Origin of the sequence: Mycetohabitans endofungorum (assembly GCF_037477895.1) — a bacterium.
Classification (GTDB): domain Bacteria; phylum Pseudomonadota; class Gammaproteobacteria; order Burkholderiales; family Burkholderiaceae; genus Mycetohabitans.
The window spans coordinates 624,808-646,442 of the sequence record NZ_CP132744.1 but is presented as its reverse complement, the minus strand read 5'-3'; the positions used below and the strand labels follow the sequence as shown (position 1 = coordinate 646,442).

Sequence of the window (21,635 nt, the reverse complement as noted above, 5' to 3'; positions counted from 1 at the left end):
TGGGGCGCTGGCGCGACAGGGACCGCATGACAGGGACCGCATTCGTCTTGCCGCAAGTCTCGCCGTCATCGAAGACCGGACGCGAGCGCCGGCCAGCACGTGAGGGGACAGTGCGGGACCGACACGCCGCGTTCGCTGCGCAACATTTGTTGGTCTGATATCGTGCGTCGGTAAAGATTATTTACAAAGTCACTAAACCGTGCCGGACTCGCACGTCACCGCGTGGCGGCGCCGCGTCGCATTCATTGTGTTATCACGGCAGCACAGCCCGGCTCCGTAACGGGACGACCGGCGTCAGTGGCAGTGGCAATGGTTTGACGCACCCGCATAGAGTATGGTCCGAGCGCGGTGGCGTGGGCCGGGTTTCCCCTAAGAAATTGGAAACTCGGAGAAAATCTGACAAAGAACAGACAATGCAAGCACCAGGATCACAGCGTCGACAAACGCCACAGGGCTGGGCCGACTACAAGCGCTATGGTAGCTGCTCAGCGCATTGACCATTACGCTGCGCCACTTCAGTAAGGTACCGCACCGTCAACCCACCTTCACATACGCGAACTCGCGACTCACGTTCGGCGGCACGTACAGACCGCTGATCCGCACGCGCGGTGTCAAGCGCATCCTTTGCTCCCACCACAAGCGGCGCTGAGCCGCATTGAGGAATCGCAGGTGTTTCCGATACGAAAAGAAGCTCATGGCGCAAATCTCCTGGTCAGGTATTTTTTGATTGAGTTGTGGCCGATAACGGACCGCGACGCTACTCACCTGCCGCCGCCCGCCACCTGCGGCACACGACTCGCCCCTTGACAAACGCCTTGCATCGCAATATTCAACGCGCAACCGACGACAGAGGACGCAACAAGTGCGTCGCTACGACGCTTGACACGAAGCAATACATAGTTGGTCTATCATGGACCCCGTCCTCTTTACCTAAGCATGAATCATGCCTTTTCCGCTTCATCCGAGCATTGGCTTCATCGGCGCCGGACGGCTCGCCCAAACCCTTGCAGCAGCGTGGCACCGACGCGGCTACCAGATTGCCGCGGTCACGAGCCGCTCAAAAGAATCGTCCAGGCAACTTGCCGAGCGGGCAGGACAGTGTCAAATCGTCTCAGATCTGCAACATGTTATCGAGGCTGCGACGCTGGTCTTCGTGACGGTGCCAGATGATGCGATCGGCGCGGTGGCCGCCCAGCTGTGCTATTCCCCTGAGCGGGCCGGCTCGTGCGCGCTCGTGCACTGTAGCGGCGCATCCAGTGTCGACTTACTCGAGCCGGCCAGAGCCCAGGGCGTCTTGACGGGCGGCTTCCATCCGCTATATCTGTTCACCGGACAGGCAACCGACGTGGACCGGCTGGCGGGCTGCTCCATCACAATCGAAGCTCCGGCGCCGCTGAACGCCGCGCTGCGTACGCTCGTCGGCGCCCTGGACTGCGTGCCACTGTCGATCCCGTCTGGTGCGCGAATGCTCTATCACGGCGCGGCGAGCTACGCGGCAAGCTTCGCGGTGGCGTCGCTGTACGAAAACGTCACACTTTGGAAACATATTGGGTTGGACGAGGACGCCGCACTGGCCGCATTGCTGCCCATGCTCGAGCGCACCCTACAATCGGTGCGCGACAAAGGTCTGTCCGGCGCGATCGCTGGGCCCGTGTCGCGCGGCGACGTTTCAGTAATCCGCAGCCAGCTCGACACCTTGGCCGCATTGGGCGAAGATCACATGGCGCTCTATGCAATGCTCACGCGCAGAGTGGCCGCGCTGGCGCGCCGACGCTCGCCGGCGCCGAGCGGGCTCGATGCGATCGAAGCCACTGTCAAAGCAGCGCTGCAGCGTGGCACGGACGCACCGGCGCCCAACGATAGCGCGGCGCATCGATCCGGCCGCGTGCCACCGCGCCCTTGACACGTCGCGTCCGGTACCTTACAACTCGTCGGCTGCGCCACTCGAAGGGAAAACAAGATGTTCGGGGATATTGCCCGCTTTCTGCTCAATACGATTTTCACGTTGTTCGGTGCCGCGCTGCTACTGCGCGCGTGGTTGCATGTGGTCAGGCTCACGCCGTACAACCCGGTCTCGCAGGGCATCTTCCAGGCAACCAACTGGCTCGTGCTGCCGTTGCGCCGGGTCATTCCGGCCGCGCGTGGCATCGACTGGACGAGTCTGTTCGCCGCCTGGCTCACCGCGATCGTGTTCATCATCCTGATGGTGGCCATCTCCGGTGGCGACCCGGCCTCGCTGTTGCCCGCTGGATTCGTCATCGCGCTGTTGACGATAATCAAGTGGGCGTTGAACCTGACGATCTGGCTAACGCTGATCATGGCGCTGCTCTCGTGGGTCAACCCGCGCTCCCCGGCGATGGCGATCCTGCTGCAATTGACCGCGCCGTTGCTGAGCCCGCTGCGCCGCGTAGTGCCCACGCTCGGCGGCATCGACCTGTCGCCGTTGGTGCTGCTTGTGATCGTCGAGGTATTATTGATGATCGTCACACGCATCACCGTGTCGGTGACGATGTTCGGATTTTGAGCATGATGGCGCCCGTATTCTGAAAACGAATCGGGCGTGTAGAAAATCTGTATGCAATTGTTCGCGCAGCCAGTGCAAGGCTCGCGCGTGTCGTCGTGCTCGCGCCGGTACCAGTTAAGTTCAGCCGCTTGTCGATCAGCTCTTGCAGGCCGTCGGCCTTGTAGCGCCCAATCTGCCGCCAAAACGTGCGCTCAACGCCCAACCGCCGCGCCGCTTCCGCTGCGTGAGCCGCTTGTCCTGCCGGTCGCTGTAGACTGCTTCGCATCTCATTTTCTGGGTTTCCTGTCACCAACGTGCCCGGCTGATAAGTGGAAGTGGCTCCATACCATAGCCATGAAAGCGGACACATGACGTGCTGCGGACTTGAATAATTCATGTGCTCACGACACCGCTACAACGCTTTGCTCCCCAAGCCGAAAGAAACACTGTAGAATAATGCGCTTCGCGGGCGTCGTATAATGGCTATTACCCCAGCTTCCCAAGCTGGAGACGTGGGTTCGATTCCCATCGCCCGCTCCAGTATGGTTCAACCCTTGCCACATAAGACTCTCGGGGTTCTCCAACAGTCGCCGTACTGACAACCTGCTACTCACACCTGAACTTGAATTTGGGCTCGGAGCGTTCCATCGTGCCGGTCAAAACACCCAGGTTGCTCCGAGACAAGAAGTTCGGCGTCTACTCTCCCACTACAAGATCCCTTGATTTAATCTTTTTCTACGCACGTTTGGAATGCCGTTTCGGAATGAAAAAGGTCGCCAGGCGCACGCATCACGCCCGCCGGTGTCACGGACAAATAGAAATAGAACTGTCTGGTTGACGGGATAGCCAAACCAAGCCACAATCTCCGCTCTTCGTGGAAGTTGTACTTCCGCCGGAATGCCCGGGACCATGCGTTCATGCCGCATCGCCCACTCGAAGACACTGAAAGCCGTTCAATATACGAACGGCTTTTTGCTTATCAGCCGCATGCCGACCCGACAACGCACGTGCCGCGCTGGACGGCCTGCCGCAAACGCTGCACGATGACTCACGACCCTTCCGATCGCCACAACGACGCGGCCGCGCACAAGCGTGCCGAGAATGAAGCCCAGGAGAACAGCAGCCACGGCGCGACACCCGCCAACGCTGCCCCCCCGCCGCTGCGCCGCATCCGCAGCTTCGTGACTCGAGCGGGACGTTTATCCAACGCCCAGCGACGGGCGCTGGATGAACTGGGCCCGCGATTCAAGCTGCCCTATACCGGCGCGCCGCTCGACTGGGAGGCAACCTTTGGTCGCGATGCGCCGCGCGTGCTCGAGATCGGCTTTGGCATGGGCACGACAACCGCTGATATCGCCGTACAACGGCCAGGCGACGACTTTCTCGGCATCGAGGTTCACGAGCCGGGCGTAGGGGCACTGCTGAAGCTGATCGGGGAAAGGCAACTGGACAATATCCGCGTGATTCAGCACGACGCGGTCGAGGTCATCGAGCATATGTTGGCCGAGGACAGCGTGGATGGCGTACACATCTTCTTCCCCGACCCGTGGCATAAGGCGCGCCACCACAAGCGTCGGCTCATCCAGCCACCGTTCGTCAAGCTGCTTGCATCGCGGCTGCGCACCGGCGGCTACTTGCATCTGGCGACGGACTGGCAGAACTATGCGGAGCAGATGCTCGACGTACTGCGCGCGGAATCGGCTCTCGCCAATGCGTCGGACGAGGCGAGCGGCTATGCACCGCGCCCCGATTATCGTCCGATGACAAAATTCGAGCGCCGCGGGCTGCGACTTGGCCACGGCGTATGGGATCTGCTGTTCACGAAGCGTTGAACACCCCAGGTCAGTGGTCGAACGTGACACCCGCCAGATAGCTAGCGACCAGCACCAGCAGTCCAAAGCCAATCCGGTACCACGCAAACACAGTGAAATCATGTGTCGCGATGTAGCGCAACAGCCAGCGCACGCACGCGAATGCGCTGACGAACGCAGTCACGAAGCCGACCGTGAACGGGCCAATATCCGATACGCTCAGCGCGTCACGCGCCTTGACCAGTTCATACACGGTGGCGCCGAAAATCAACGGGATGGCGAGGAAAAACGAGAACTCAGTCGCAACACGTCGCTCTAGGCCGGTGAGGAGTCCTCCCACGATCGTCGCCCCCGAGCGTGACGTGCCGGGGATCAGTGCGAAGCATTGCGCGAGCCCGACTTTCAGAGCATCGACAACGGTCAGTTCATCGATCGACTGCACACGGGCAACATACACGGCGCCGCCATCGCGACGGCGATGCGCCGCCTCCACCCACAGCAGGATGATGCCGCCGACGATCAGCGCAATCGCCACCGGCACCGGCGAAAACAGCAGCGCCTTGATAGGCTTCTCGAACAGCAGTCCCATCACGACTGCGGGAAGACAGGCAACGATCACATTGAGCGCGAAACGCCGGGCTGGCGGCTCGGTGGCCAGGCCCCGCACCACTTGGCCAATACGCTCGCGATATTCCCAGCATACCGCAAGGATGGCGCCGAACTGGATCGCAACATCGAAGACCTTGCTGCCGTCGCCGGTAAAATCGATCAATTCACCGACAAGGATCAAATGTCCTGTACTGGATACAGGGAGAAATTCCGTCAAGCCTTCCACCAGGCCAAGCACCAGCGCCTTGAGCAACAGCAGCAGATCCATCCCATCGTCCTTTGAAGAAGCAACCTGAGCCGGGGCGGCAGCGCGCGACGCCGCTACTTCTCGACGATCTGCACGCGTATGCCATCTGAAAGGATTGTAATTGTACCGGGTTCATATTGCTGTCCGGCAAATCGCAATTGTTCAGACTTGAACGTGTGGACTGGGTAGTCAGCCAGCAACTGAGCCACGGCAATCGATGCGGCAGCATGGATCTGTTGCGCGTACGGCGCCGCGTCGCCGCCGACGTCGATCCGCTCAATACTCGGGTTGCGCAGCACGACCGAGCGGCTAGGCGCATCGTACGCCAGTTCGCTGGACAAGCTCACGACACTGTCCACTGGACGCCCTAGCAACGGACTGGCCAAGTGCGCGTCGACCGTAACCACGACGCGGTTGACATCTGCGCGCAACGCGACAACAGGATTGGCCAGCGCCAGGTCCAGCAATGGGCCAACGCTGCGCTGATACGGAAACTTGCGTTCGATCGCACGCTGCACCTGCCGCTGCGAGAACGTGTAATGATCCGGCACGAACGGGAAAATTCCGGCGTGCGCGACACCGGGCGCCACGGCCATCGTCACCACCACGCCAAGCCCCGCAATCAACGACAGCGCGACCGCTGCCCGCACTAATGTGCGGACCACCGTTTCAATCATGCAATGCTCCTCTTTTGGCTCGCACGCAGCAGGCCAGCGAAACAGGCCGTCACGGCCACCATACCAACCTCCGAACAGGTGCCGCTGCACGAAGACGGGTAGCACGCCGGTCACCGTCCACGTCACAGTGGCGGCCAGCGAGCAGACCGAGCCGCGTGAAAGGCTGCACACGCCGTGGCCACCGAGGGGACGGTCAGTTGCTCGAGCTGCGTCAGCCAATGCAGCGCATGAGCGCGGGAGCGTCCGCACATTTCCTCAGACGCCTGCAGGCCGCTGCAGCACCGCGGCCTGTCAGGCGCACCAAAAATCCGACAACGCATATCCGCATCCAGTTGAACACACGCCACGCCCGCGGGCTTACCGCCCGGCATGCCGGGAATCGAACCGGAAATGGAAGGCGCGATGCAACAGGCACCGCAGTTGGGACGACAGTTCATGAGATCCGGCAATGGACGATCGGCGACGCCGCCGGCGCGCTGGAGCGGTACCGCACGCGCGGCCTACAGCACCAATTTGCCACAGAGACCGGCAAGACCAAGCCTGCGACAGGGGAACCGGCAACGTCATCAGAGGGTCGAGTATAATTACAACGCTTATCTTCGTCGATTCGAACCGTCAAGACACCATGAACATCGAGCAAGCACGCTTTAACATGATCGAACAGCAAATCCGCCCATGGGAGGTGCTGGACCAGGACGTGTTAAACCTGCTGGCGATCGTCAAGCGCGAGCATTTCGTACCTGCTGCTTATCGCAACATTGCGTTCGCCGATTTTGAGGTGCCGCTGCCGGCGGGCCAGCACATGCTGTTGCCGAAGATCGAGGCGCGAGTGCTGCAGGAACTAGCCGTGAAAAAGCACGAGGTGGTGCTGGAAATCGGTGCCGGCTCCGGCTACATGGCGGCGCTGCTCGCGCATCGCGCGCGCTCGGTGCTGACATTGGACATTGTCCCGGAGCTAGCGGAGTTGGCCCGGGCCAACCTGGCGGCGAACGGCGTGGCCCATGCACAAGTCGAAACCGGCGACGGCTCACGCGGCTGGCCCGCACAAGGGCCGTATGACGTCATCTGCGTATCGGGCGGGCTGCCGATGCTGCCGCAAGAAATGCTGGAGCAATTGAAGATCGGTGGCCGGCTCGCGGCATTCGTCGGCGTGGCACCGGTCATGCGCGCCCAGATCATCACCCGTGTCGATGACAAGCAATACCGGATCGCCGACATCTTCGAGACGTTCGTCACGCCCCTCACCAACGCGGTCGAGCCGCCTCAATTCAAGTTCTAAACAATGCAGAACCTCACTGCCTCCGATCTCGCCGCCTGGCTTGCCGACTCGTCTCGGGCCGCACCCGTGTTGCTCGACGTGCGCGAGCCCTGGGAGGTATCGACAGCCCGGCTCGACGGTATCGTGCATATCCCGATGAAGGACATTCCGGCGCGCAGCGAAGAACTCGATGACGACGCGCAGATTGTCTGCATCTGTCATCACGGCGCCCGCAGCGCGAGCGTGGGCATGTTCCTCGAGGCGCGCGGCTTCAAGCACATCTATAACCTGCAAGGCGGTATCGATGCGTGGTCGCGGCAAGTCGATCCGTCGGTGCCGACTTATTGAACGGCACCGCGCCACCCACTAAAAAGCGGCGCCGTCGATGCACGCGGAGGGGTGCCGATGCGCGGCGGAGCGCCAGCCATGCATGTCGCACCCGCTGACATACCGTGACATCCTGTCGCGCACCGATACCAGTACGGCGCGCTCCTCGTCGCCCCGAATCTGCACCGATTCGGCGCATCCTTCGCTGATTCGCCCCCGTTCACTGATTTAATGTTCTCTCGCTGAGGCTGCGCGCATCGTCGTGGCCTGTGCTTGTCCGCCTGCATCCTCATCGATGGTGCATGGTGCCTATCGAGCGGGCCTCTCCATCGATCGGCGTGCTGCCGGGCGACCAGGCGTGCAGCCCTGGATCGCCTGCGACCTCGGAATACACGCTCAGACGTCTAGTGGATCGGGAAGACGGTACGGCTAGTAGCGTAGTACTACGAGCTTGCAAAGGAACTCACCAGCCAGTACAGGATAACGAGCCGCATCAAAAACGTCGACTAGGGCACAGGTAGCGAATCGAAGGCAAAAGGCATACGACAGGATTGCGCACTAAGCGGCCGGCGACGGGCGGCACGCCGGCCAGCGGCGTCGCACTATTTTGGATCTTCCTAAGCGCTCGTGGAACGGATTAATTGGATCATTTCCGGACCAAGGGGCTGTCTCAGCAGGTACTGCTTCAGCTCTTCGGCGTAGGCCCGGTCATCGTCGGTCAGCGTGATGCGCGATGCGAAGGATTCCGAACGTGGCTGCACAATCCTTTTTTGGGTCGATGACGATGAAGCCGACACCCGGTCGTTGACTGGCGCACGGGATGTCCCCGATTGCTGCGCCTGGACCGCTCTCACTTCTAACATACGCTTTTCCAGCGTCATCAAATACTGATTGTATTGGTTCTTGTAACCCTTCCAGTAGCGATCGGACTCCAAGTCTTTCTCCATGTTTTGGACGTCCGTTCTGAATTTCTTCAGTTTTATGTAGTGCGTCCATTCAGGATCGGCTTGCATGTCTTTTGCAAAATCCCTAATGGTCGCTCGGAACGATCCCTCGTAGCCCCGCCACTCTAGATCGGACTGCAGAGCATTGTCAAACGTTTTGACGCCTGCCAGCAATTTTTCCAGTTCACTGTAGCTACCCCACTTGGAATCGAATTGCAGCGCGCTTTCAAAATTCTTGACCGATTCCATGAGATCGTCCAGCTTACTGAAATCCTTCCTGTCTAGATCGGATTGGGCACACTTCTCGAAATGCTTGACGGCCGCTTTGAACTCATCCAGCCTCTCATAGTAGGCTTGCCACTTAGGATTAGGCTGGAGCGTACTTTCAAAATCCTGGATGATCGCCACAAATTCATTCAGCTTCGTGGAACCCTTCCACTCGACATTGGACCGCATATTTTCTTCGAATTCTTTGGCAGCCTTTAAAAATTTCTCTAACTCCTTATAATAGTCTTTCCATTCTGAACCAGACTGCAGGTCGCGCTCAAACTCTTTGATGGCCCGCAACGCCTGCAATTTTTCGGCGTCGTTGCGTTCCGCGTCTGACTGCGAAATATTTTTAAAGTCCGCGATAGCCTTCTTGAACTGCTTCAGCCTCCAGTCTCGGACGCTCCATTTATCGGCCGGTTGCAAATGTTTGCCATAGACCGACTTACAGGCGGTGGAGAAAACGGTAAGCAGCGGCGCACGAGGGTCGAGCATATTATCGCTCCCCCTAATCTCCTTCACGATCAGCGGCTCGAGGCCGTTAATCGTCTGGACCAAATCTATAGGAGCAGAAAAATTGCAGCCGAGGTATTGTTGGTGAAGTACGTCGATTTGACCGTCAGATTCCGCAGTCCCACTCGAGCTGCCAAGCGACATGCTAATAAAACGGCCAACCTTTTTTAGTCGCTGCGTCATCGGTTGCGAATTCGCACGACGCACGTTAACGGGCCGAGATTCACTAGCATACAGTTGTGCTTCCGGCATGGATCCGAAGCGCCGATGCGCCTTCTTCGATGGCGGAGCGTTGCCGATGTTGTCATGTCGCGGCTCGTGAGCATCACGGTTCAGCGGCGGCGGGCTGGCACGACGCGATGGCGCCTTAGGAGACAGTCCGTCCAAACCGAAACGCTCGCCTGGAGGCGTCGCCACGTACCGCTGATTCGTACGCTCGTAGCCTCCTTCGTGCTTTGAGAGTGCGCGGAACAGCTTAAAAAAAGGAGAAAAACATCCGATGGTCTTCATAAGCGCCCTCGTCAAGATGCAGGATGCCCGCCTGCGGCAACGTCAACGAATTCATACTCGAAGGCAACGGCGCGGCAAGCCAGCTCGGACTGTCGGATAGTAGAAGCTATACCGGTGCGCCGTGCGACATAGCACGAAACGTCAGTATGACCAGCGCACCCACCAAACGCATGTGATACACACCTTTTTTATATCCGCCAATAAAATTGTCGAGTCAGTAGCGCCACTGCTGTGGTGTGCATAGCATTGACATCGTTCCATCCCACTGCGGACTGCTATCTAGCCATGCCCTTGCCGAACGTGCTCCGTGTCGTGTCGTTTCACTTCGCGTCACCACGGCTGCGCAATATGTTGACGTCCGTCACGCGGGCATCGTCCGGCGCGCGCACGAGGCAAGGCGGCAAACCTTTCGTGATGATCCGCCTTAAAACACGAAGCGGCTAAACAAACGTCGTACGCTTTATCGAGAAGAACCAACCGCTCGCGGCTTAACGGGCGGCAACAGCGCCTCCAGCGCATCGATCGTGCGACGGGTTGCGCCACGGTGACGGGCCGCGAACGCGGCCCCGGCGGCGCCCATCGTCACACGGCGCGCGCGATCGGTCAGCAATGTGCGCACGGCCTGCGCCAACGCGGCCGGATCCTGCACCCGCAGTGCAGCACCGGCCGCGATCGCGTCGGCGCTCGCCTGGGCAAAATTGAACGTATGTGGGCCGATCACGACCGGCACGCCGACGGCGCAGGCCTCGATCAGGTTCTGGCCACCGAGCGGCAGCAAGCTTCCGCCAATGAAGGCCACGTCCGCCGCCGCGTAATAAGCGCGCATCTCGCCCAGCGAATCGCCGAGCAGCACTTGTACGTCAGCCGGCAGCGGCGCGATAGCGGCCACCTCGTGTGAGCCGCTCGCCGCCGATGCACCGGCCCACTGCGAACGGCGCGCCAGCTTGAGTCCGGCGCGCTCGACCAGCGCCGCGACCTCGGCAAAGCGCTGCGGATGGCGAGGCACCAGCACCAGCAGCACATCGGCGACGCCGAGCCGGCGGTATGCGTCCAACACGAGCGCCTCCTCGCCGTCGCGCGTGCTGCCCGCCACCCACACCGGCCGCGAGCCGATCGCCGCATGCCAGGCGCGGCCGCGCTCAGCCAACTCCGCCGGGGCCGCCATATCGAACTTCAGGTTGCCGAGCACCGCGACATCACGGGCGCCAAGCGCGCTCAGGCGCTGCGCGTCGGCCGGGCTCTGCGCCAGCACGCGCGTAAAGCCGCCGAATACTTGCCGCACCGCCGCGCCAAAACGCGACGCGCGCCGGTATGAGCGCTCCGACATGCGCGCGTTGGTGAGCACCAGCGGCACGCCCGCATGGCGGCACTCGTCGATCAGCGTCGGCCACGCCTCGGTTTCCATCACGATGCCCAACGTGGGACGCCATGCGCGCAGAAACCGCCGTACCGGGCCGGGCATGTCATAGGGCAGATAGCAGCGCAACACGCGCGAGCCAAATAGCTGCTCGCCGGTCGCCCGTCCGCTCGGCGTCATGTGCGTGAGCAGCACCCGCGCGTCGGGACGCTCGTCGAGCAACGCCTGCACCAGCGGTTGGGCGGCACGCGTCTCACCGAGCGACACGGCATGGATCCAAACCAGCGGGGCATCGTCGTGCGCCGCGCGACCCGCCGCATGGCCGAACCGCTCGCCAATATGCTCGATGTAGCCGCGCTCGCGCCGTGAGCGCACCACCAGGCGCACAACGGCCAACGGTGCGACGAGGTACCAGAGCACACGATACAGAACCCTTAGCATCGATCGTCGGTCCACCGGTCAGACAAGCGCGTGGCCCGCGAGACGCTCCAGAATGCCTAGCGGCGCGCGCTGCGGCTGCACCATTGAGCGCACCGGCAAGAAAAAGGTCTGCTCGAGCATGAATTGGCCGGACATCACGGCATGCGACGCCTGGTCCGAAAAGCAGACCCAGACGCTGCCCGGCGGAAACGGCATCGTCTGCTGCGGCGCGTTGCGCTGGTAATCCAGGTCGGCCTTCATCGCGTCATGCAGGTGCAACATCAGATGGTCGTACTCGCTGCGCCGCGTCTTGGTCACGTGGAGCAGCTTCAATAGCCATGCGGCGCCGGGCACCGGTTTAGGCAGTTGAGGCAGGAACCGGCGCGCCACGTCCTCGAACGGCTCGCCGACCCGCCACACGCGCGGCTCGCCGTGTGGGTTGACGTTCGTGAACACGCGCAGGATTCGCTCGCCGCCGTTCGGCCGCGACGGAAATGCGTCCACGTGCAGCCGACTGTCGTCCTTGCGCCATGACGTCTTGCGCGCTTCGACGCGATGCAAGCGCAGGCTGGTGGGCGCAACGCGAAGCTGACCCGTATATTCCGGGAACAGTCCATCGACCAGCTCGCGTGCCTTAAGCTGGTAGCGCGACACCAGCGCGCGCACGGCCGACTGCGTGACTGCATCGCCCGACACGCCGTGCAATGCGCCGTCGTTGGGCGCCAGGCTGATGTTCTTGCGCTTCGGATCGGCGATTGCCGGATCCAGCAGCCCTGGTTCGCCCCCTTCAATTGCAAAGCGCAAGCGAGGAAAATACAGCACTTTGCCGGACTCTACCGCGGCCAGCAATGTCTCGCGCGGCACCGACAGGTGTTGCCCGTGCCAATCGGCGGTCTGGACCTCGATGATTTGTGATTCGCTCATAGGAAAATATCGCTACAGCAATCCGAAGCGGGCCAGCGCACGCTTGACGTCGGCCAGGCTCGGCGAGGCGCCCACCGTTCCCAGGTTGACGATGGCAGGCGACCAATAGCCGCCGGTGCGCCACGCCGTCGCAAAATTGTACAACTCGACCGTCGGGCGCTTGAGCGCTGCGGCGATATGGACCAGACCGGTATCGACGCCGACGGTCGCCGCCGCGCCATCGATGAGCCCCGTCACCGCCGGCAGCGACAAGCGCGGCGGCACGAGCGCGGCGGCACCGAACGGCTGCGCGAGCCGTTCGCTGGTCGCACGCTCGGCTTCATTGCCCCACGGCAACACGATCGACGCGCCGCGGCGGATGAGCGCCTGGCCCAGCTCGATCCAGCGACTCTGAGGCCATTGCTTATTGTCACGCGAGGTCGCGTGCACAAACACCACGTACGGCACCGGCAGGTTCAGCCCCGTACGCGCCAGTTCGAGCGCCGCGCGGCGCCGGTCAATGCCGAAGTCGATATCCGGTGCATCGGCTCGCGGCGGCGGATCACCGAGTGCGCGCGCGACCAGCTGCCGGGAGCGCTCGACCACGTGCGTGCGCGGCTCGATCGGCACACACGTGCGGTAGAACCAGCGTACCGGCCACTCATAGCCGGCTCCGTCGGTGCGATTGCCCAGCCCGACGACGTGGCCGCGCGCCCAGCTCGCGACCCATGCGCTCTTGACCAAACCCTGGCAATCGATCACCACGTCGTACTGCTCGGCGGCCAAGGTGCGCCTAAATTGCCGCGCTTCGCGCCACGTCGCTGCCGACAGCGGCCGCTTGCGCCAGCGGCGCAGACAGAACGGGATGGCGCGACGCACGCCTTGAACGAGTTCGACAAGCTCGACGAAACTCTCCTCGACCAGCCAGTCAATGATCGCATCGGGATGGCGCCGCCGGATGTCGGCGACCACCGGCATGTTATGAACGATGTCGCCCAGCGACGATAGCCGAACGATTAGGATTTTTTGCACGCGGATCAATACGCTACGGGGAACCACACCAGCCATATCGCCGGTGAAAGAGGATCGCCAGCGGGCTCTCGACCGCCGGGCGAAAAGTAGCGAATTGTAGCGCGGATAGACACAGCTATCGCGTCGGACCCGAACATCGTCAGTAGGCTGGCCCCACGCGGCGCCGATAGACGGGTCGCGCGGCCTGACGGCCGCGGTGTGCCAAACTGCCTAGAATGGGAGTTTTGCGTCCGGCTTCTGCGCGAGGATCACGCGTTTAAAGTCCTCCTGGATCCGCTTGAGCGCGACATTATTGTCGGCCTCGAAGCGCATCACGACCACAGGCGTGGTATTAGATGAGCGTGCGAGCCCAAAGCCGTCCGGGTACTCCACGCGCAAGCCGTCAATCGTGATCACGTCGTCGGCGCCGTCGAACGTCGCATGCTTTTGCAGTTGGCCAATCAGCTCGAAGTTCTCGCCCTCGTTGAGCTTAAGCTGCAATTCGGGCGTCGAGATCGAGTTCGGCAAGCTATTGAGCAACTGACTCGGGTCAGCCACGCGCGACAGAATTTCCAGCAGCCGTGCACCAGTATAGAGACCGTCGTCGAAACCGTACCAGCGGTCCTTAAAAAATACGTGTCCGCTCATCTCGCCTGCAAGCGGCGCGCCGGTTTCGCGCAGCTTCGCCTTCACCAGCGAGTGGCCGGTCTTCCACATCACCGGCTCGCCGCCCTGCTCGCGTACCCACTTGGCCAGATTGCGTGTGCACTTCACGTCATAGATGATCTGCCCGCCCGGGTTGCGCGACAGCACCTCTTGCGCGAACAACATCAATTGCCGGTCCGGATAGATGATCTGGCCGTCCTTGGTCACGACGCCGAGCCGATCGCCGTCACCGTCGAACGCAAAGCCGATCTCCGCGTCAGTCTCCTTCAGCGCGCGAATCACGTCCTGCAAGTTTTCGGGATGAGCCGGGTCCGGATGGTGGTTCGGGAAATGGCCGTCCACGTCGCAGAACAGCTCGACCAGTTCGCATCCGAGTGCCTTGAACAGCCTCGGCGCAAGTGATCCCGCCACGCCATTGCCTGCATCGACGACGATCTTCAGCGGCCGAGCCGGCTTGATGTCGGACACGATCCGCTCGACGTAGGCATCGCGCACGTCATGTTCGCTGTAGCTGCCGGCACCCGTGGCGAAATTGCTGTCGACGATGCGCTTATACAATGCCTGAATCTGCTCGCCGTAGATCGCGGCGCCGCGCAACACCATCTTGAAGCCGTTGTAGTCCGGTGGATTATGGCTGCCCGTGACAACGATGCACGAATCCACCTGCCGCCCCGCGAGCGGCACGCTGGCCGCAAAATAGCCGAGTGGCGTCGGCACCAGGCCAATATCGATCACGTCCACGCCCGCCGCGCGCAGGCCATCGGCCAGCGCGGCGGACAATTGCGGGCCCGACAAGCGCCCGTCGTGACCGATCACCACCGCATCGCCACCTTGCGCACGCACTTCGCTGCCGAACGCGCGGCCGATCTGCCGTGCCACATCGGCATCGAGCGTCTTGCCAATGACACCGCGAATGTCGTAAGCCTTGAAAATCGATTGAGAAATCATGAGTGAGTGCCTGTTGGAAACGAAAATTCGAGGGGCCGACAAAGCGTGGCGCAACAAACCTACGCCGTCTGTTCGCAGTGCCGCTCACGGGTCGCCGGTTCGGGACCGGATCCAATCTATAATTGCAGCTTACTCAGACCCCTTTGTCTGGTCATTTTAACGTGGTTAAAGGCCATGATCGCCGAAATGGCCGTCCATACCACGTCAGGACGCGTACTTTTTGCCCCGCCGGCGCATGCTAAACCGAATCAAGAACAATCCGGATGTCGTCCGTGCGGTCGCTAACCTCTGTTGGCTTGGCCTGGAGCGGCTCACACAAATTGGGGCCGCGATCCTAATCAGCGGCCTACTCGCCCGCTACTTCGGTGCGGAGTTGTTCGGCAAGTGGCAGTATGCCAACACGCTACTGCTCGTGCTGGCGCCGCTGACCTGGGTATGCGGCGCGGAGATCCTAGTCCCCATGATCGTGCACGACGGCGAGCAGCGCCTGGGCACGATCCTCGGCAGCGCGTTCGCGCTGCGCTTTGCAATATCGGCACTCGCGCTCGCGCTGACGTGGGCCGGCATCGCTGCTGGGCTGACTGAGCCGACCGTCGGCGCGATACTGGCCGCGCTAGCCGTGACGCTGCTGTTCCGCGAGCCACTCATCGGCGTGATCAATTCGTGGCTGCAAAGCATCACCTATGCCAAACCACAGTTGATCACGAGCACCGTCACCGCGCTAGCCAAAGCCGGCGGCGTCTGGCTGCTGGTGCACGCCGCCACGTCGGCGGCCAGCTTTGCATGGCTGTGGGCGATGGAGGCGGCGATCGTCGCCGCCGTGCTGCTCGTCTATTACCGCGCGCGCCACGGACGTTTGGATTGGCGTGTGGAGCGCACGTTGCTGCACACGTTCGGCCGCGCCGGAACGGTTTTCTGGCTCGGACTCGTCTGCATGTACTTGTTCCTGAAGCTGGACCGGCTGGTGCTGGAGCGCTACGTGTCATTTGCCGACCTGGGCCGCTATGCAGCCGCACAGCAATTGAACGAGAACTGGATCGCGCTCGCGCTGATGCTTGCGCAAACGCTTGCACCGGCGTTCGTCTATCGTGTCGCCGACGTATCGCAGCTGCGACGCAATATGGGGCAGCTGCTGTGGATGGCAGCAGCGCTGATGAGCGCCGGCGCGCTGCTGCTGGATCTAACGGCGGACCTGGTCGTGCGGATCGTGTTCGGACCTGGTTTCGACGGCGCTGCACAAATCCTGCGCGTGGCGGTCTGGCTGTCGGTGCCGGCCGGCATCGAGGCGATCAGCAATCTGGTCGTGCTCAAATACCAGGCCAAATTCGTCTTGCTAGCCAAATGGGTGTTGGCACTGGTCGTCGCGCTCGCGCTGGACTTCGTATTGATCCCGGCATTCGGTGCACGCGGCGCGCTAGGCGGCTTGGCCGCAGGCTACATCACAGCGGCTGCGGTGAATTTCTACTATATCCGGCTCAAGCTCAAGCCATGAACGATGTTGATCACGACGCGCTCGCGAGCGTGAGCGTGCTGATCCCCGCCTACAATTGTCAGGCCGACCTGGAGCGCACGCTTCGCTCATTTAAAGAGCCAGCGCCGGTGCACGTGCTGATCGTCGACGACGGCAGCACGCCGCCGATCACCGCGCCCGCTATCGATGGCCTGTCGGTCGAAATCCTACGCCTGGCGCGCAATGGTGGGATCGAACGCGCGCTGGCCGCTGGCATCGATACGCTGGCGGCACGCTCGGTGCGCTACGCGGCCCGTATCGACGCTGGCGATCTTGCCTGTGCACGCCGGCTGGCGAAGCAAGCCGCCTATTTGGATGCGCATCCGCGCGTGGCCGCGGTCGGCATGTGGGCACAGGTCGCCACGCGCAACGGCGCGCCGCTGTTTACGTTGGCCCCGCCAAGCAAGCCGGCCGACATACGGCGGCAACGCTTTGCGCGCACCGCATTGATCCATCCGGCAATGATGTTGCGCGTGGACGCGGTCCGGCAGGCCGGCAACTATCGCGCGGCGTACCGCGCGGCCGAGGATTTGGACCTGTTCCTACGGTTGATGCGCACGCATGACTGCGCGAACCTGCCCGAAGTCGGGTTGGTTTACGAACTGAACGAAGGCAGCATCAGTGCTACAAAGCGACGCACGCAGATCGTCTCGACGCTGCGACTGCAGCTTGCCTACTTTGAGGCGTTCAATCCCTATTGGTGGCTCGGCCTAGGCAAGCACCTGCTGCATTGCGTAACGCCGTACCCGGTGTTGCAATCCATCAAGCGCGCACTGTTCCGTGCGCGTGCCCGTCAAACATGAGGACAACGATGACGAATCAAGGCACGATCCTGGTCACCGGCGGTGCGGGCTTTATCGGCTCGCATACCTGCGTGGCGTTGCTCAACGCGGGCTACGATGTCGTGGTAATCGACAATCTGGTCAACAGCAAAGTCGACGCGGTGCGCCGCGTCGAGCAGATCACCGGCAAGACGATCCAGTTCCACCAAGCCGACTCGCGCGATGACCGCGCGCTTCGGCAAGTGTTCGAACACCGCCCGATCCGCGCCGCGATTCACTTTGCCGCGCTCAAGGCAGTAGGTGAATCAGTGCAAAAACCGATGGAGTACTATGCGAACAACCTGGACAGCCTGCTGGCGCTGCTGCGCGTGATGAATGAGCATGATGTCAAGCACATCGTATTCAGTTCGTCCGCCACCGTGTACGGCGTCCCACAAAGCGTGCCGATCGACGAGTCATTCCCGTTGTCCGCGACTAACCCTTACGGCCAAACGAAGCTAATGGCCGAGCAAATCCTGCGCGACCTGGCGCACGCCGATGCTGGCTGGAAGGTCGCCATGCTGCGCTATTTCAATCCGGTGGGCGCACACGAGAGCGGGCTGATCGGCGAAGACCCGAATGGCATCCCGAACAACCTGATGCCATTCGTTGCGCAGGTGGCCGTGGGCAAGCTGCCGCGTCTGCGGGTCTTCGGTGGAGACTACGACACGCCGGACGGCACCGGCGTGCGCGATTACATTCATGTCGTCGACCTCGCGCGCGGACACCTTGCCGCACTTGATACACTGTTCGCGCAGAGCCGCAGCTTTACCGTGAACTTGGGCACCGGCAAGGGCTACAGCGTGCTGGACGTGGTGCGTGCCTTCGAGCAGGTCAGCGGTCGCAAAGTCCCGTACGAAATTGTCGCGCGCCGTCCCGGCGACGTCGCGTCCTGCTACGCGGATCCGACGGCGGCCGAGCGGGTCATCGGCTGGCGTGCCGAGCATGGCATCGAAAGGATGTGCGCGGATCATTGGCGCTGGCAGGTCAACAATCCGAACGGCTACGCCTAAGCCCTGCGAGGAGATGCGGCACCCATGCTCAGCTTCGCCATTGCCTTCTTGATTTCGCTGCTGGTCACGCTCGCCATCGTCCGTTACGCGAACACGCACCAGCGCCTGTCGACCGATACCGATCTGGGGGGCGTACAAAAATTCCATGTTCGGCCCGTGCCGCGCATCGGTGGCATTGGCATCCTGCTCGGGCTGGTGGGCGGCGCCATGCAGTTGCGCGGCGCGTATCCATCGGTAGCCGATGGCATTTTGCTGCTGGCCGCCTGCGGCTTGCCCGCGTTCGCCTCCGGGCTGATCGAGGACTTGACCAGGCGCGTGAGTCCCTTTACGCGGCTCGTCGCGACGATGGTCGCCGCGGCACTCGCGTATTGGCTGCTCGACGCGGCCATTACCCGTATCAGCGTGCCATGGCTGGATTTCGCGCTCGCGTATCCGTGGGTATCGGCGGTGATCTCGGTGCTCGCGGTCGCCGGGTTGGCCAATGCGATCAATATTATCGACGGCTTCAACGGACTCGCGTCGATGGTCGGCTTCATGATGTTCGCCTCACTCGCGTATGTCGCATTCCAAGTCCATGACCCGATCGTGCTGTCTGGCTCGCTGGTCATGATGGGGGCAATCATTGGCTTCTTTTTGTGGAACTTTCCGGCCGGACTGATCTTTCTGGGAGACGGCGGTGCGTATTTCATCGGCTTCATGCTGGCGGAGTTGGCCATTCTGCTCGTGATGCGCAACCGCGACGTTTCCGCTTGGTATCCGCTGCTGCTGTTCATGTATCCGATCTTCGAGGTCTGTTTTTCAATCTACCGTAAGCGATTCGTGCGCGGCATGTCACCTGGCATTCCAGACGGCGTGCATTTGCATATGCTCGTCTACAAGCGACTGATGCGCTGGGTGGTCGGCGCACGCACCGCACGAGAGCTAACCCGGCGCAATTCGCTGACCTCGCCATACCTGTGGTTGCTCTGCCTGATCGCCGTGATCCCGGCAACGTTGTTCTGGCGGCACACCGTCCACCTGTTCTGTTTTGTCGTGCTGTTCGTGGCAACTTATGTGTGGCTGTACGTGAGCATCGTGCGCTTCAAGGCCCCCCGCTGGCTCGTGTTCCGCAAGCGTCCGCGTTGATTTGTGGCGGGGTGGCGGCCGCTATGACCAGCGTTCTGGACGATGGCCCAAGCCAGACGGAATGCATTTGCCAAACGCTGAGCAAAGCTGGGCACATGTGTCATTCATTCTCCGAAGGCAAGGCCTTCGTGCACCCGTTGCTCAGGCAAACCTTCGATCTGCTGGTGCTGGACTGGAGCGTATCCGACATGCCAAGCGACGAGGTGCTCAAATGGGCCAGGCAAAACCTGCCTCCCACGCTGCCCATGCTGTTCATGACCAGCCGCAGCTACGAGACGAATATCGTGTCGATGCTCGACGCCGGCGCGGACGACTACATCGTGAAGCCGGTGTCCGCGCAAATCCTGCTGGTATGCGTCGAAACGCTGCTGCGTCTCGACGCATACCAGCAGCCGGTGTGGGGCTCGCGCGAGCAGTTCGGCGACTCTATGTTCGACAACGCTGCAGCTGTTTCGCCATCTCGCGCGACCGCTGCCGTGATCGCACATTCTTGAGCGGGTCTGGAAACAGGACGTGGATGTTCTGTCGCATACGATTGACGCACATATCTCAATGATTCGCTCAAGTTGCAGTTGTGTTCACACAACGCACTACGCGCGACCTGACGCGCCGATGACATCGAGGTCTATCAGGTGCAGTCGAAGGACACCTTGTACGGCATTGCTGAGCGCTACCTGATCCGCTCCGGCAACTGGAAGGTGCTGCAGCGGGTGGACCGGGTTGCTCAGCCGCGGAGCCCGCGGGCCTTTGCGGCGTTGTACATAGCGGGCCAACTGCTCAAGCGCACACCGTTGACCGTCCGCGTGCTGACCGTGACCGGCGTGGCCAATCGATATGAAGGCGGCAGTTATAATGAGCGCCCCGTGCGCAAGATGCCGGGCATGCCCATCGAAGATGCCATCGCCCGCGCGCCGCGCTGAAGAACAACCCACAGCCTCGTATTCATGCACCCGAACCGATTTGTTACAGGGGTCGCCACAGCCGCGATTATTCTTTCACCTACGCTAGTGCTGACAATGCAAGGGGGAACCGGTTACTGCTATTTCACTTTACTCGTGTTAGCGCTAAGTTGGGCAGCTCGTCCGTCCAACTGGGAACATTGCCGATCGATATGGCGCGAGTACCGAATTTATCTCATTAGCATGCTGGCATTGCCGGCTGCCGTCTTATTTCAAGTACTCGTACTGCAGACCGCCAAGCTATCGGCATTTGATTCTATACTACGGTTTGGGTTGATTGTCCCTAGCTTCTTCCTGCTCGCCTCACTGCCATCCGCCCAACTCCGCTTGGTACAATGGGGCTTCGTTGCCGGAGCCATCGCAACCGGCGCCTGGGCACTTCATGAGGTGCTGCACACCGGCTCTTGGTCCACGCCCGGACGCATCGGCAATGCGTTCATGAACCCCATCCCTTTTGGCGGAACGGCCCTGCTGCTTGGCTTTCTTGCCTTTGCATCACTTAAACGTGATCGGAGAATCTGGCTAGGCGAATGGGCATTTAAAGTCATTGCACTGCTCTGTGGATGCTACGTCTCGTATCTATCCGGCGCACGCGGCGGTTGGATAGCCCTACCCGTGCTCGTGTGGGCTTCGATGGCCAGACGGCATTGGTTGTCCAATCGTTGGGCCGCAGCCGGACTAGTACTATTACTGATAGCAGCACTAGGCGCGCTTTCGACTACGAATATGGTTCAAGAACGCGTGAACGCGCTTGAATCTGACATACACAAACTCGTGAGAGGCGATACTGAATCGTCGACGGGCATACGTCTTCAATTATGGAAAGCATCACTAGAACTGTATGCCGAACAGCCGACCTTCGGTGTCGGAAAAGGCCGATTCAGGGAAGCCATGATGCATATCCCACAGTATCAATATTTGGCATCCGATTTACATATGTACCATGCGCACAATGAGATACTGTCGATGCTTGCCGAGGTAGGTACAGTGGGCGTTGTCTGTCTCCTATTGCTTTATGGCGGACCACTGCGATACTTTTGGAAATACCGGCGGCATTCAGACCCAACCATCACAAATGCAGCATACATGGGTCTGATCATGGTGCTGGGTACGTTCGTGTTTGGACTGACGAACGATGTTTTCGCGGTTGTGATGAATGCAGCGTTTTACGCGCTGACGACCGCTACATTGCTAGCGATCATCGCCAGCCGAAAAAGGGAGCTGGCTGAGCACTAA

The 21,635-nt window shown here is 61.2% G+C and carries 21 protein-coding genes and 1 tRNA gene; 13 read left to right on the top strand and 9 right to left on the bottom strand.

The window, feature by feature from the left end; genetic code table 11:
• Window positions 1-534 precede the first annotated feature (534 nt).
• Window positions 535-696 carry a hypothetical protein gene (locus RA167_RS02955; RefSeq protein ID WP_170872422.1) on the bottom strand — a complete coding sequence of 54 codons (162 nt, stop codon included), beginning with the start codon at window positions 694-696 and terminating at the stop codon, window positions 535-537.
• A 247-nt stretch (window positions 697-943) separates the two neighbouring features.
• Here RA167_RS02955 and RA167_RS02950 point away from each other — a divergent pair, with 247 nt between their 5' ends.
• The 4 genes from RA167_RS02950 (at window position 944) to trmB (ending at window position 4,335) form a co-directional block, all read left to right on the top strand.
• Entirely contained in the window at window positions 944-1,903 is a 960-nt protein-coding gene (locus tag RA167_RS02950; RefSeq protein WP_076786218.1) for a Rossmann-like and DUF2520 domain-containing protein, read from the top strand.
• Between the two features lie 57 nt (window positions 1,904-1,960).
• Window positions 1,961-2,524: a YggT family protein gene (locus RA167_RS02945; RefSeq protein ID WP_076786217.1), complete on the top strand. Its 564-nt coding sequence runs from the start codon at window positions 1,961-1,963 to the stop codon at window positions 2,522-2,524.
• A 444-nt stretch (window positions 2,525-2,968) separates the two neighbouring features.
• Window positions 2,969-3,043: transfer RNA gene (locus RA167_RS02940), tRNA-Gly, on the top strand.
• Between the two features lie 503 nt (window positions 3,044-3,546).
• A complete protein-coding gene (trmB, locus tag RA167_RS02935; protein ID WP_076787733.1) occupies window positions 3,547-4,335 on the top strand; it encodes a tRNA (guanosine(46)-N7)-methyltransferase TrmB in 789 nt (262 codons plus the stop codon).
• Between the two features lie 10 nt (window positions 4,336-4,345).
• Here the strand turns inward: trmB and RA167_RS02930 are convergent, their stop codons facing one another.
• The 3 genes from RA167_RS02930 to RA167_RS02920 all read right to left on the bottom strand — a co-directional run bounded on the left by RA167_RS02930 (window position 4,346) and on the right by RA167_RS02920 (window position 6,284).
• Window positions 4,346-5,191: an undecaprenyl-diphosphate phosphatase gene (locus tag RA167_RS02930; RefSeq protein WP_076786215.1), complete on the bottom strand. Its 846-nt coding sequence runs from the start codon at window positions 5,189-5,191 to the stop codon at window positions 4,346-4,348.
• A gap of 53 nt (window positions 5,192-5,244) precedes the next feature.
• Window positions 5,245-5,847, bottom strand: a complete 603-nt coding sequence (locus RA167_RS02925) for a DUF1439 domain-containing protein (RefSeq protein WP_076787731.1) — start codon at window positions 5,845-5,847, stop codon at window positions 5,245-5,247.
• 122 nt (window positions 5,848-5,969) lie between these two features.
• A complete protein-coding gene (locus tag RA167_RS02920) occupies window positions 5,970-6,284 on the bottom strand; it encodes a YkgJ family cysteine cluster protein (RefSeq protein WP_076786214.1) in 315 nt (104 codons plus the stop codon).
• A 188-nt stretch (window positions 6,285-6,472) separates the two neighbouring features.
• Between RA167_RS02920 and RA167_RS02915 the strand changes: the two genes are divergently transcribed.
• A complete protein-coding gene (locus RA167_RS02915) occupies window positions 6,473-7,126 on the top strand; it encodes a protein-L-isoaspartate O-methyltransferase family protein (RefSeq protein WP_076786213.1) in 654 nt (217 codons plus the stop codon).
• A 3-nt stretch (window positions 7,127-7,129) separates the two neighbouring features.
• Window positions 7,130-7,453 carry a rhodanese-like domain-containing protein gene (locus RA167_RS02910; RefSeq protein WP_076786212.1) on the top strand — a complete coding sequence of 108 codons (324 nt, stop codon included), beginning with the start codon at window positions 7,130-7,132 and terminating at the stop codon, window positions 7,451-7,453.
• A gap of 596 nt (window positions 7,454-8,049) precedes the next feature.
• On the opposite strand, the gene RA167_RS02905 is transcribed toward RA167_RS02910, so the two are convergent.
• From RA167_RS02905 to RA167_RS02885, 5 genes are all read right to left on the bottom strand, one after another.
• Complete coding sequence (locus RA167_RS02905) at window positions 8,050-9,666, bottom strand: hypothetical protein (protein ID WP_139337068.1); 1,617 nt, start codon at window positions 9,664-9,666, stop codon at window positions 8,050-8,052.
• Window positions 9,667-10,126: 460 nt separating this feature from the next.
• Entirely contained in the window at window positions 10,127-11,464 is a 1,338-nt protein-coding gene (waaA, locus tag RA167_RS02900) for a lipid IV(A) 3-deoxy-D-manno-octulosonic acid transferase (protein WP_076786210.1), read from the bottom strand.
• Between the two features lie 18 nt (window positions 11,465-11,482).
• On the bottom strand, window positions 11,483-12,367 hold the full coding sequence (locus tag RA167_RS02895) for a Kdo hydroxylase family protein (RefSeq protein ID WP_076786209.1): 885 nt from the start codon (window positions 12,365-12,367) through the stop codon (window positions 11,483-11,485).
• A gap of 12 nt (window positions 12,368-12,379) precedes the next feature.
• On the bottom strand, window positions 12,380-13,378 hold the full coding sequence (gene waaC / locus RA167_RS02890) for a lipopolysaccharide heptosyltransferase I (protein WP_076787729.1): 999 nt from the start codon (window positions 13,376-13,378) through the stop codon (window positions 12,380-12,382).
• 210 nt (window positions 13,379-13,588) lie between these two features.
• Window positions 13,589-14,971, bottom strand: coding sequence for a phosphomannomutase/phosphoglucomutase (locus RA167_RS02885; protein ID WP_076786208.1), 1,383 nt, complete (start codon window positions 14,969-14,971; stop codon window positions 13,589-13,591).
• 235 nt (window positions 14,972-15,206) lie between these two features.
• Here RA167_RS02885 and RA167_RS02880 point away from each other — a divergent pair, with 235 nt between their 5' ends.
• The 7 genes from RA167_RS02880 (at window position 15,207) to RA167_RS02850 (ending at window position 21,635) form a co-directional block, all read left to right on the top strand.
• Window positions 15,207-16,463 carry an oligosaccharide flippase family protein gene (locus tag RA167_RS02880; RefSeq protein WP_076786207.1) on the top strand — a complete coding sequence of 419 codons (1,257 nt, stop codon included), beginning with the start codon at window positions 15,207-15,209 and terminating at the stop codon, window positions 16,461-16,463.
• Entirely contained in the window at window positions 16,460-17,284 is an 825-nt protein-coding gene (locus tag RA167_RS02875; RefSeq protein ID WP_076786206.1) for a glycosyltransferase, read from the top strand. The genes RA167_RS02880 and RA167_RS02875 overlap by 4 nt, the downstream gene beginning before the upstream one ends.
• A gap of 8 nt (window positions 17,285-17,292) precedes the next feature.
• Window positions 17,293-18,315 (top strand): UDP-glucose 4-epimerase GalE, encoded by a 1,023-nt coding sequence (gene galE / locus RA167_RS02870; protein ID WP_076786205.1) that lies wholly within the window; start codon window positions 17,293-17,295, stop codon window positions 18,313-18,315.
• Window positions 18,316-18,339: 24 nt separating this feature from the next.
• On the top strand, window positions 18,340-19,440 hold the full coding sequence (locus tag RA167_RS02865; protein ID WP_076786204.1) for an MraY family glycosyltransferase: 1,101 nt from the start codon (window positions 18,340-18,342) through the stop codon (window positions 19,438-19,440).
• 23 nt (window positions 19,441-19,463) lie between these two features.
• Complete coding sequence (locus tag RA167_RS02860) at window positions 19,464-19,934, top strand: response regulator transcription factor (RefSeq protein ID WP_076786203.1); 471 nt, start codon at window positions 19,464-19,466, stop codon at window positions 19,932-19,934.
• A gap of 138 nt (window positions 19,935-20,072) precedes the next feature.
• Complete coding sequence (locus RA167_RS02855) at window positions 20,073-20,360, top strand: hypothetical protein (RefSeq protein WP_076786202.1); 288 nt, start codon at window positions 20,073-20,075, stop codon at window positions 20,358-20,360.
• A gap of 222 nt (window positions 20,361-20,582) precedes the next feature.
• A complete protein-coding gene (locus tag RA167_RS02850; protein WP_170872424.1) occupies window positions 20,583-21,635 on the top strand; it encodes an O-antigen ligase family protein in 1,053 nt (350 codons plus the stop codon).

Bases quoted from the DNA above. Each gene is read 5' to 3' on its own strand.
- RA167_RS02930 (WP_076786215.1), bottom strand. From the start codon at position 5,191: ATGGATCTGCTGCTGTTGCTCAAGGCGCTGGTGCTTGGCCTGGTGGAA.
- RA167_RS02850 (WP_170872424.1), top strand. From the start codon at position 20,583: ATGCTGGCATTGCCGGCTGCCGTCTTATTTCAAGTACTCGTACTGCAG.
- RA167_RS02885 (WP_076786208.1), bottom strand. From the start codon at position 14,971: ATGATTTCTCAATCGATTTTCAAGGCTTACGACATTCGCGGTGTCATT.
- RA167_RS02945 (WP_076786217.1), top strand. From the start codon at position 1,961: ATGTTCGGGGATATTGCCCGCTTTCTGCTCAATACGATTTTCACGTTG.
- RA167_RS02905 (WP_139337068.1), bottom strand. From the start codon at position 9,666: ATGAAGACCATCGGATGTTTTTCTCCTTTTTTTAAGCTGTTCCGCGCA.
- RA167_RS02915 (WP_076786213.1), top strand. From the start codon at position 6,473: ATGAACATCGAGCAAGCACGCTTTAACATGATCGAACAGCAAATCCGC.
- RA167_RS02880 (WP_076786207.1), top strand. From the start codon at position 15,207: ATGCTAAACCGAATCAAGAACAATCCGGATGTCGTCCGTGCGGTCGCT.
- RA167_RS02865 (WP_076786204.1), top strand. From the start codon at position 18,340: ATGCTCAGCTTCGCCATTGCCTTCTTGATTTCGCTGCTGGTCACGCTC.
- RA167_RS02910 (WP_076786212.1), top strand. From the start codon at position 7,130: ATGCAGAACCTCACTGCCTCCGATCTCGCCGCCTGGCTTGCCGACTCG.
- RA167_RS02950 (WP_076786218.1), top strand. From the start codon at position 944: ATGCCTTTTCCGCTTCATCCGAGCATTGGCTTCATCGGCGCCGGACGG.
- RA167_RS02860 (WP_076786203.1), top strand. From the start codon at position 19,464: ATGACCAGCGTTCTGGACGATGGCCCAAGCCAGACGGAATGCATTTGC.
- RA167_RS02875 (WP_076786206.1), top strand. From the start codon at position 16,460: ATGAACGATGTTGATCACGACGCGCTCGCGAGCGTGAGCGTGCTGATC.
- RA167_RS02925 (WP_076787731.1), bottom strand. From the start codon at position 5,847: ATGATTGAAACGGTGGTCCGCACATTAGTGCGGGCAGCGGTCGCGCTG.
- RA167_RS02955 (WP_170872422.1), bottom strand. From the start codon at position 696: ATGAGCTTCTTTTCGTATCGGAAACACCTGCGATTCCTCAATGCGGCT.
- RA167_RS02920 (WP_076786214.1), bottom strand. From the start codon at position 6,284: ATGAACTGTCGTCCCAACTGCGGTGCCTGTTGCATCGCGCCTTCCATT.
- RA167_RS02895 (WP_076786209.1), bottom strand. From the start codon at position 12,367: ATGAGCGAATCACAAATCATCGAGGTCCAGACCGCCGATTGGCACGGG.
- trmB (WP_076787733.1), top strand. From the start codon at position 3,547: ATGACTCACGACCCTTCCGATCGCCACAACGACGCGGCCGCGCACAAG.
- waaA (WP_076786210.1), bottom strand. From the start codon at position 11,464: ATGCTAAGGGTTCTGTATCGTGTGCTCTGGTACCTCGTCGCACCGTTG.
- galE (WP_076786205.1), top strand. From the start codon at position 17,293: ATGACGAATCAAGGCACGATCCTGGTCACCGGCGGTGCGGGCTTTATC.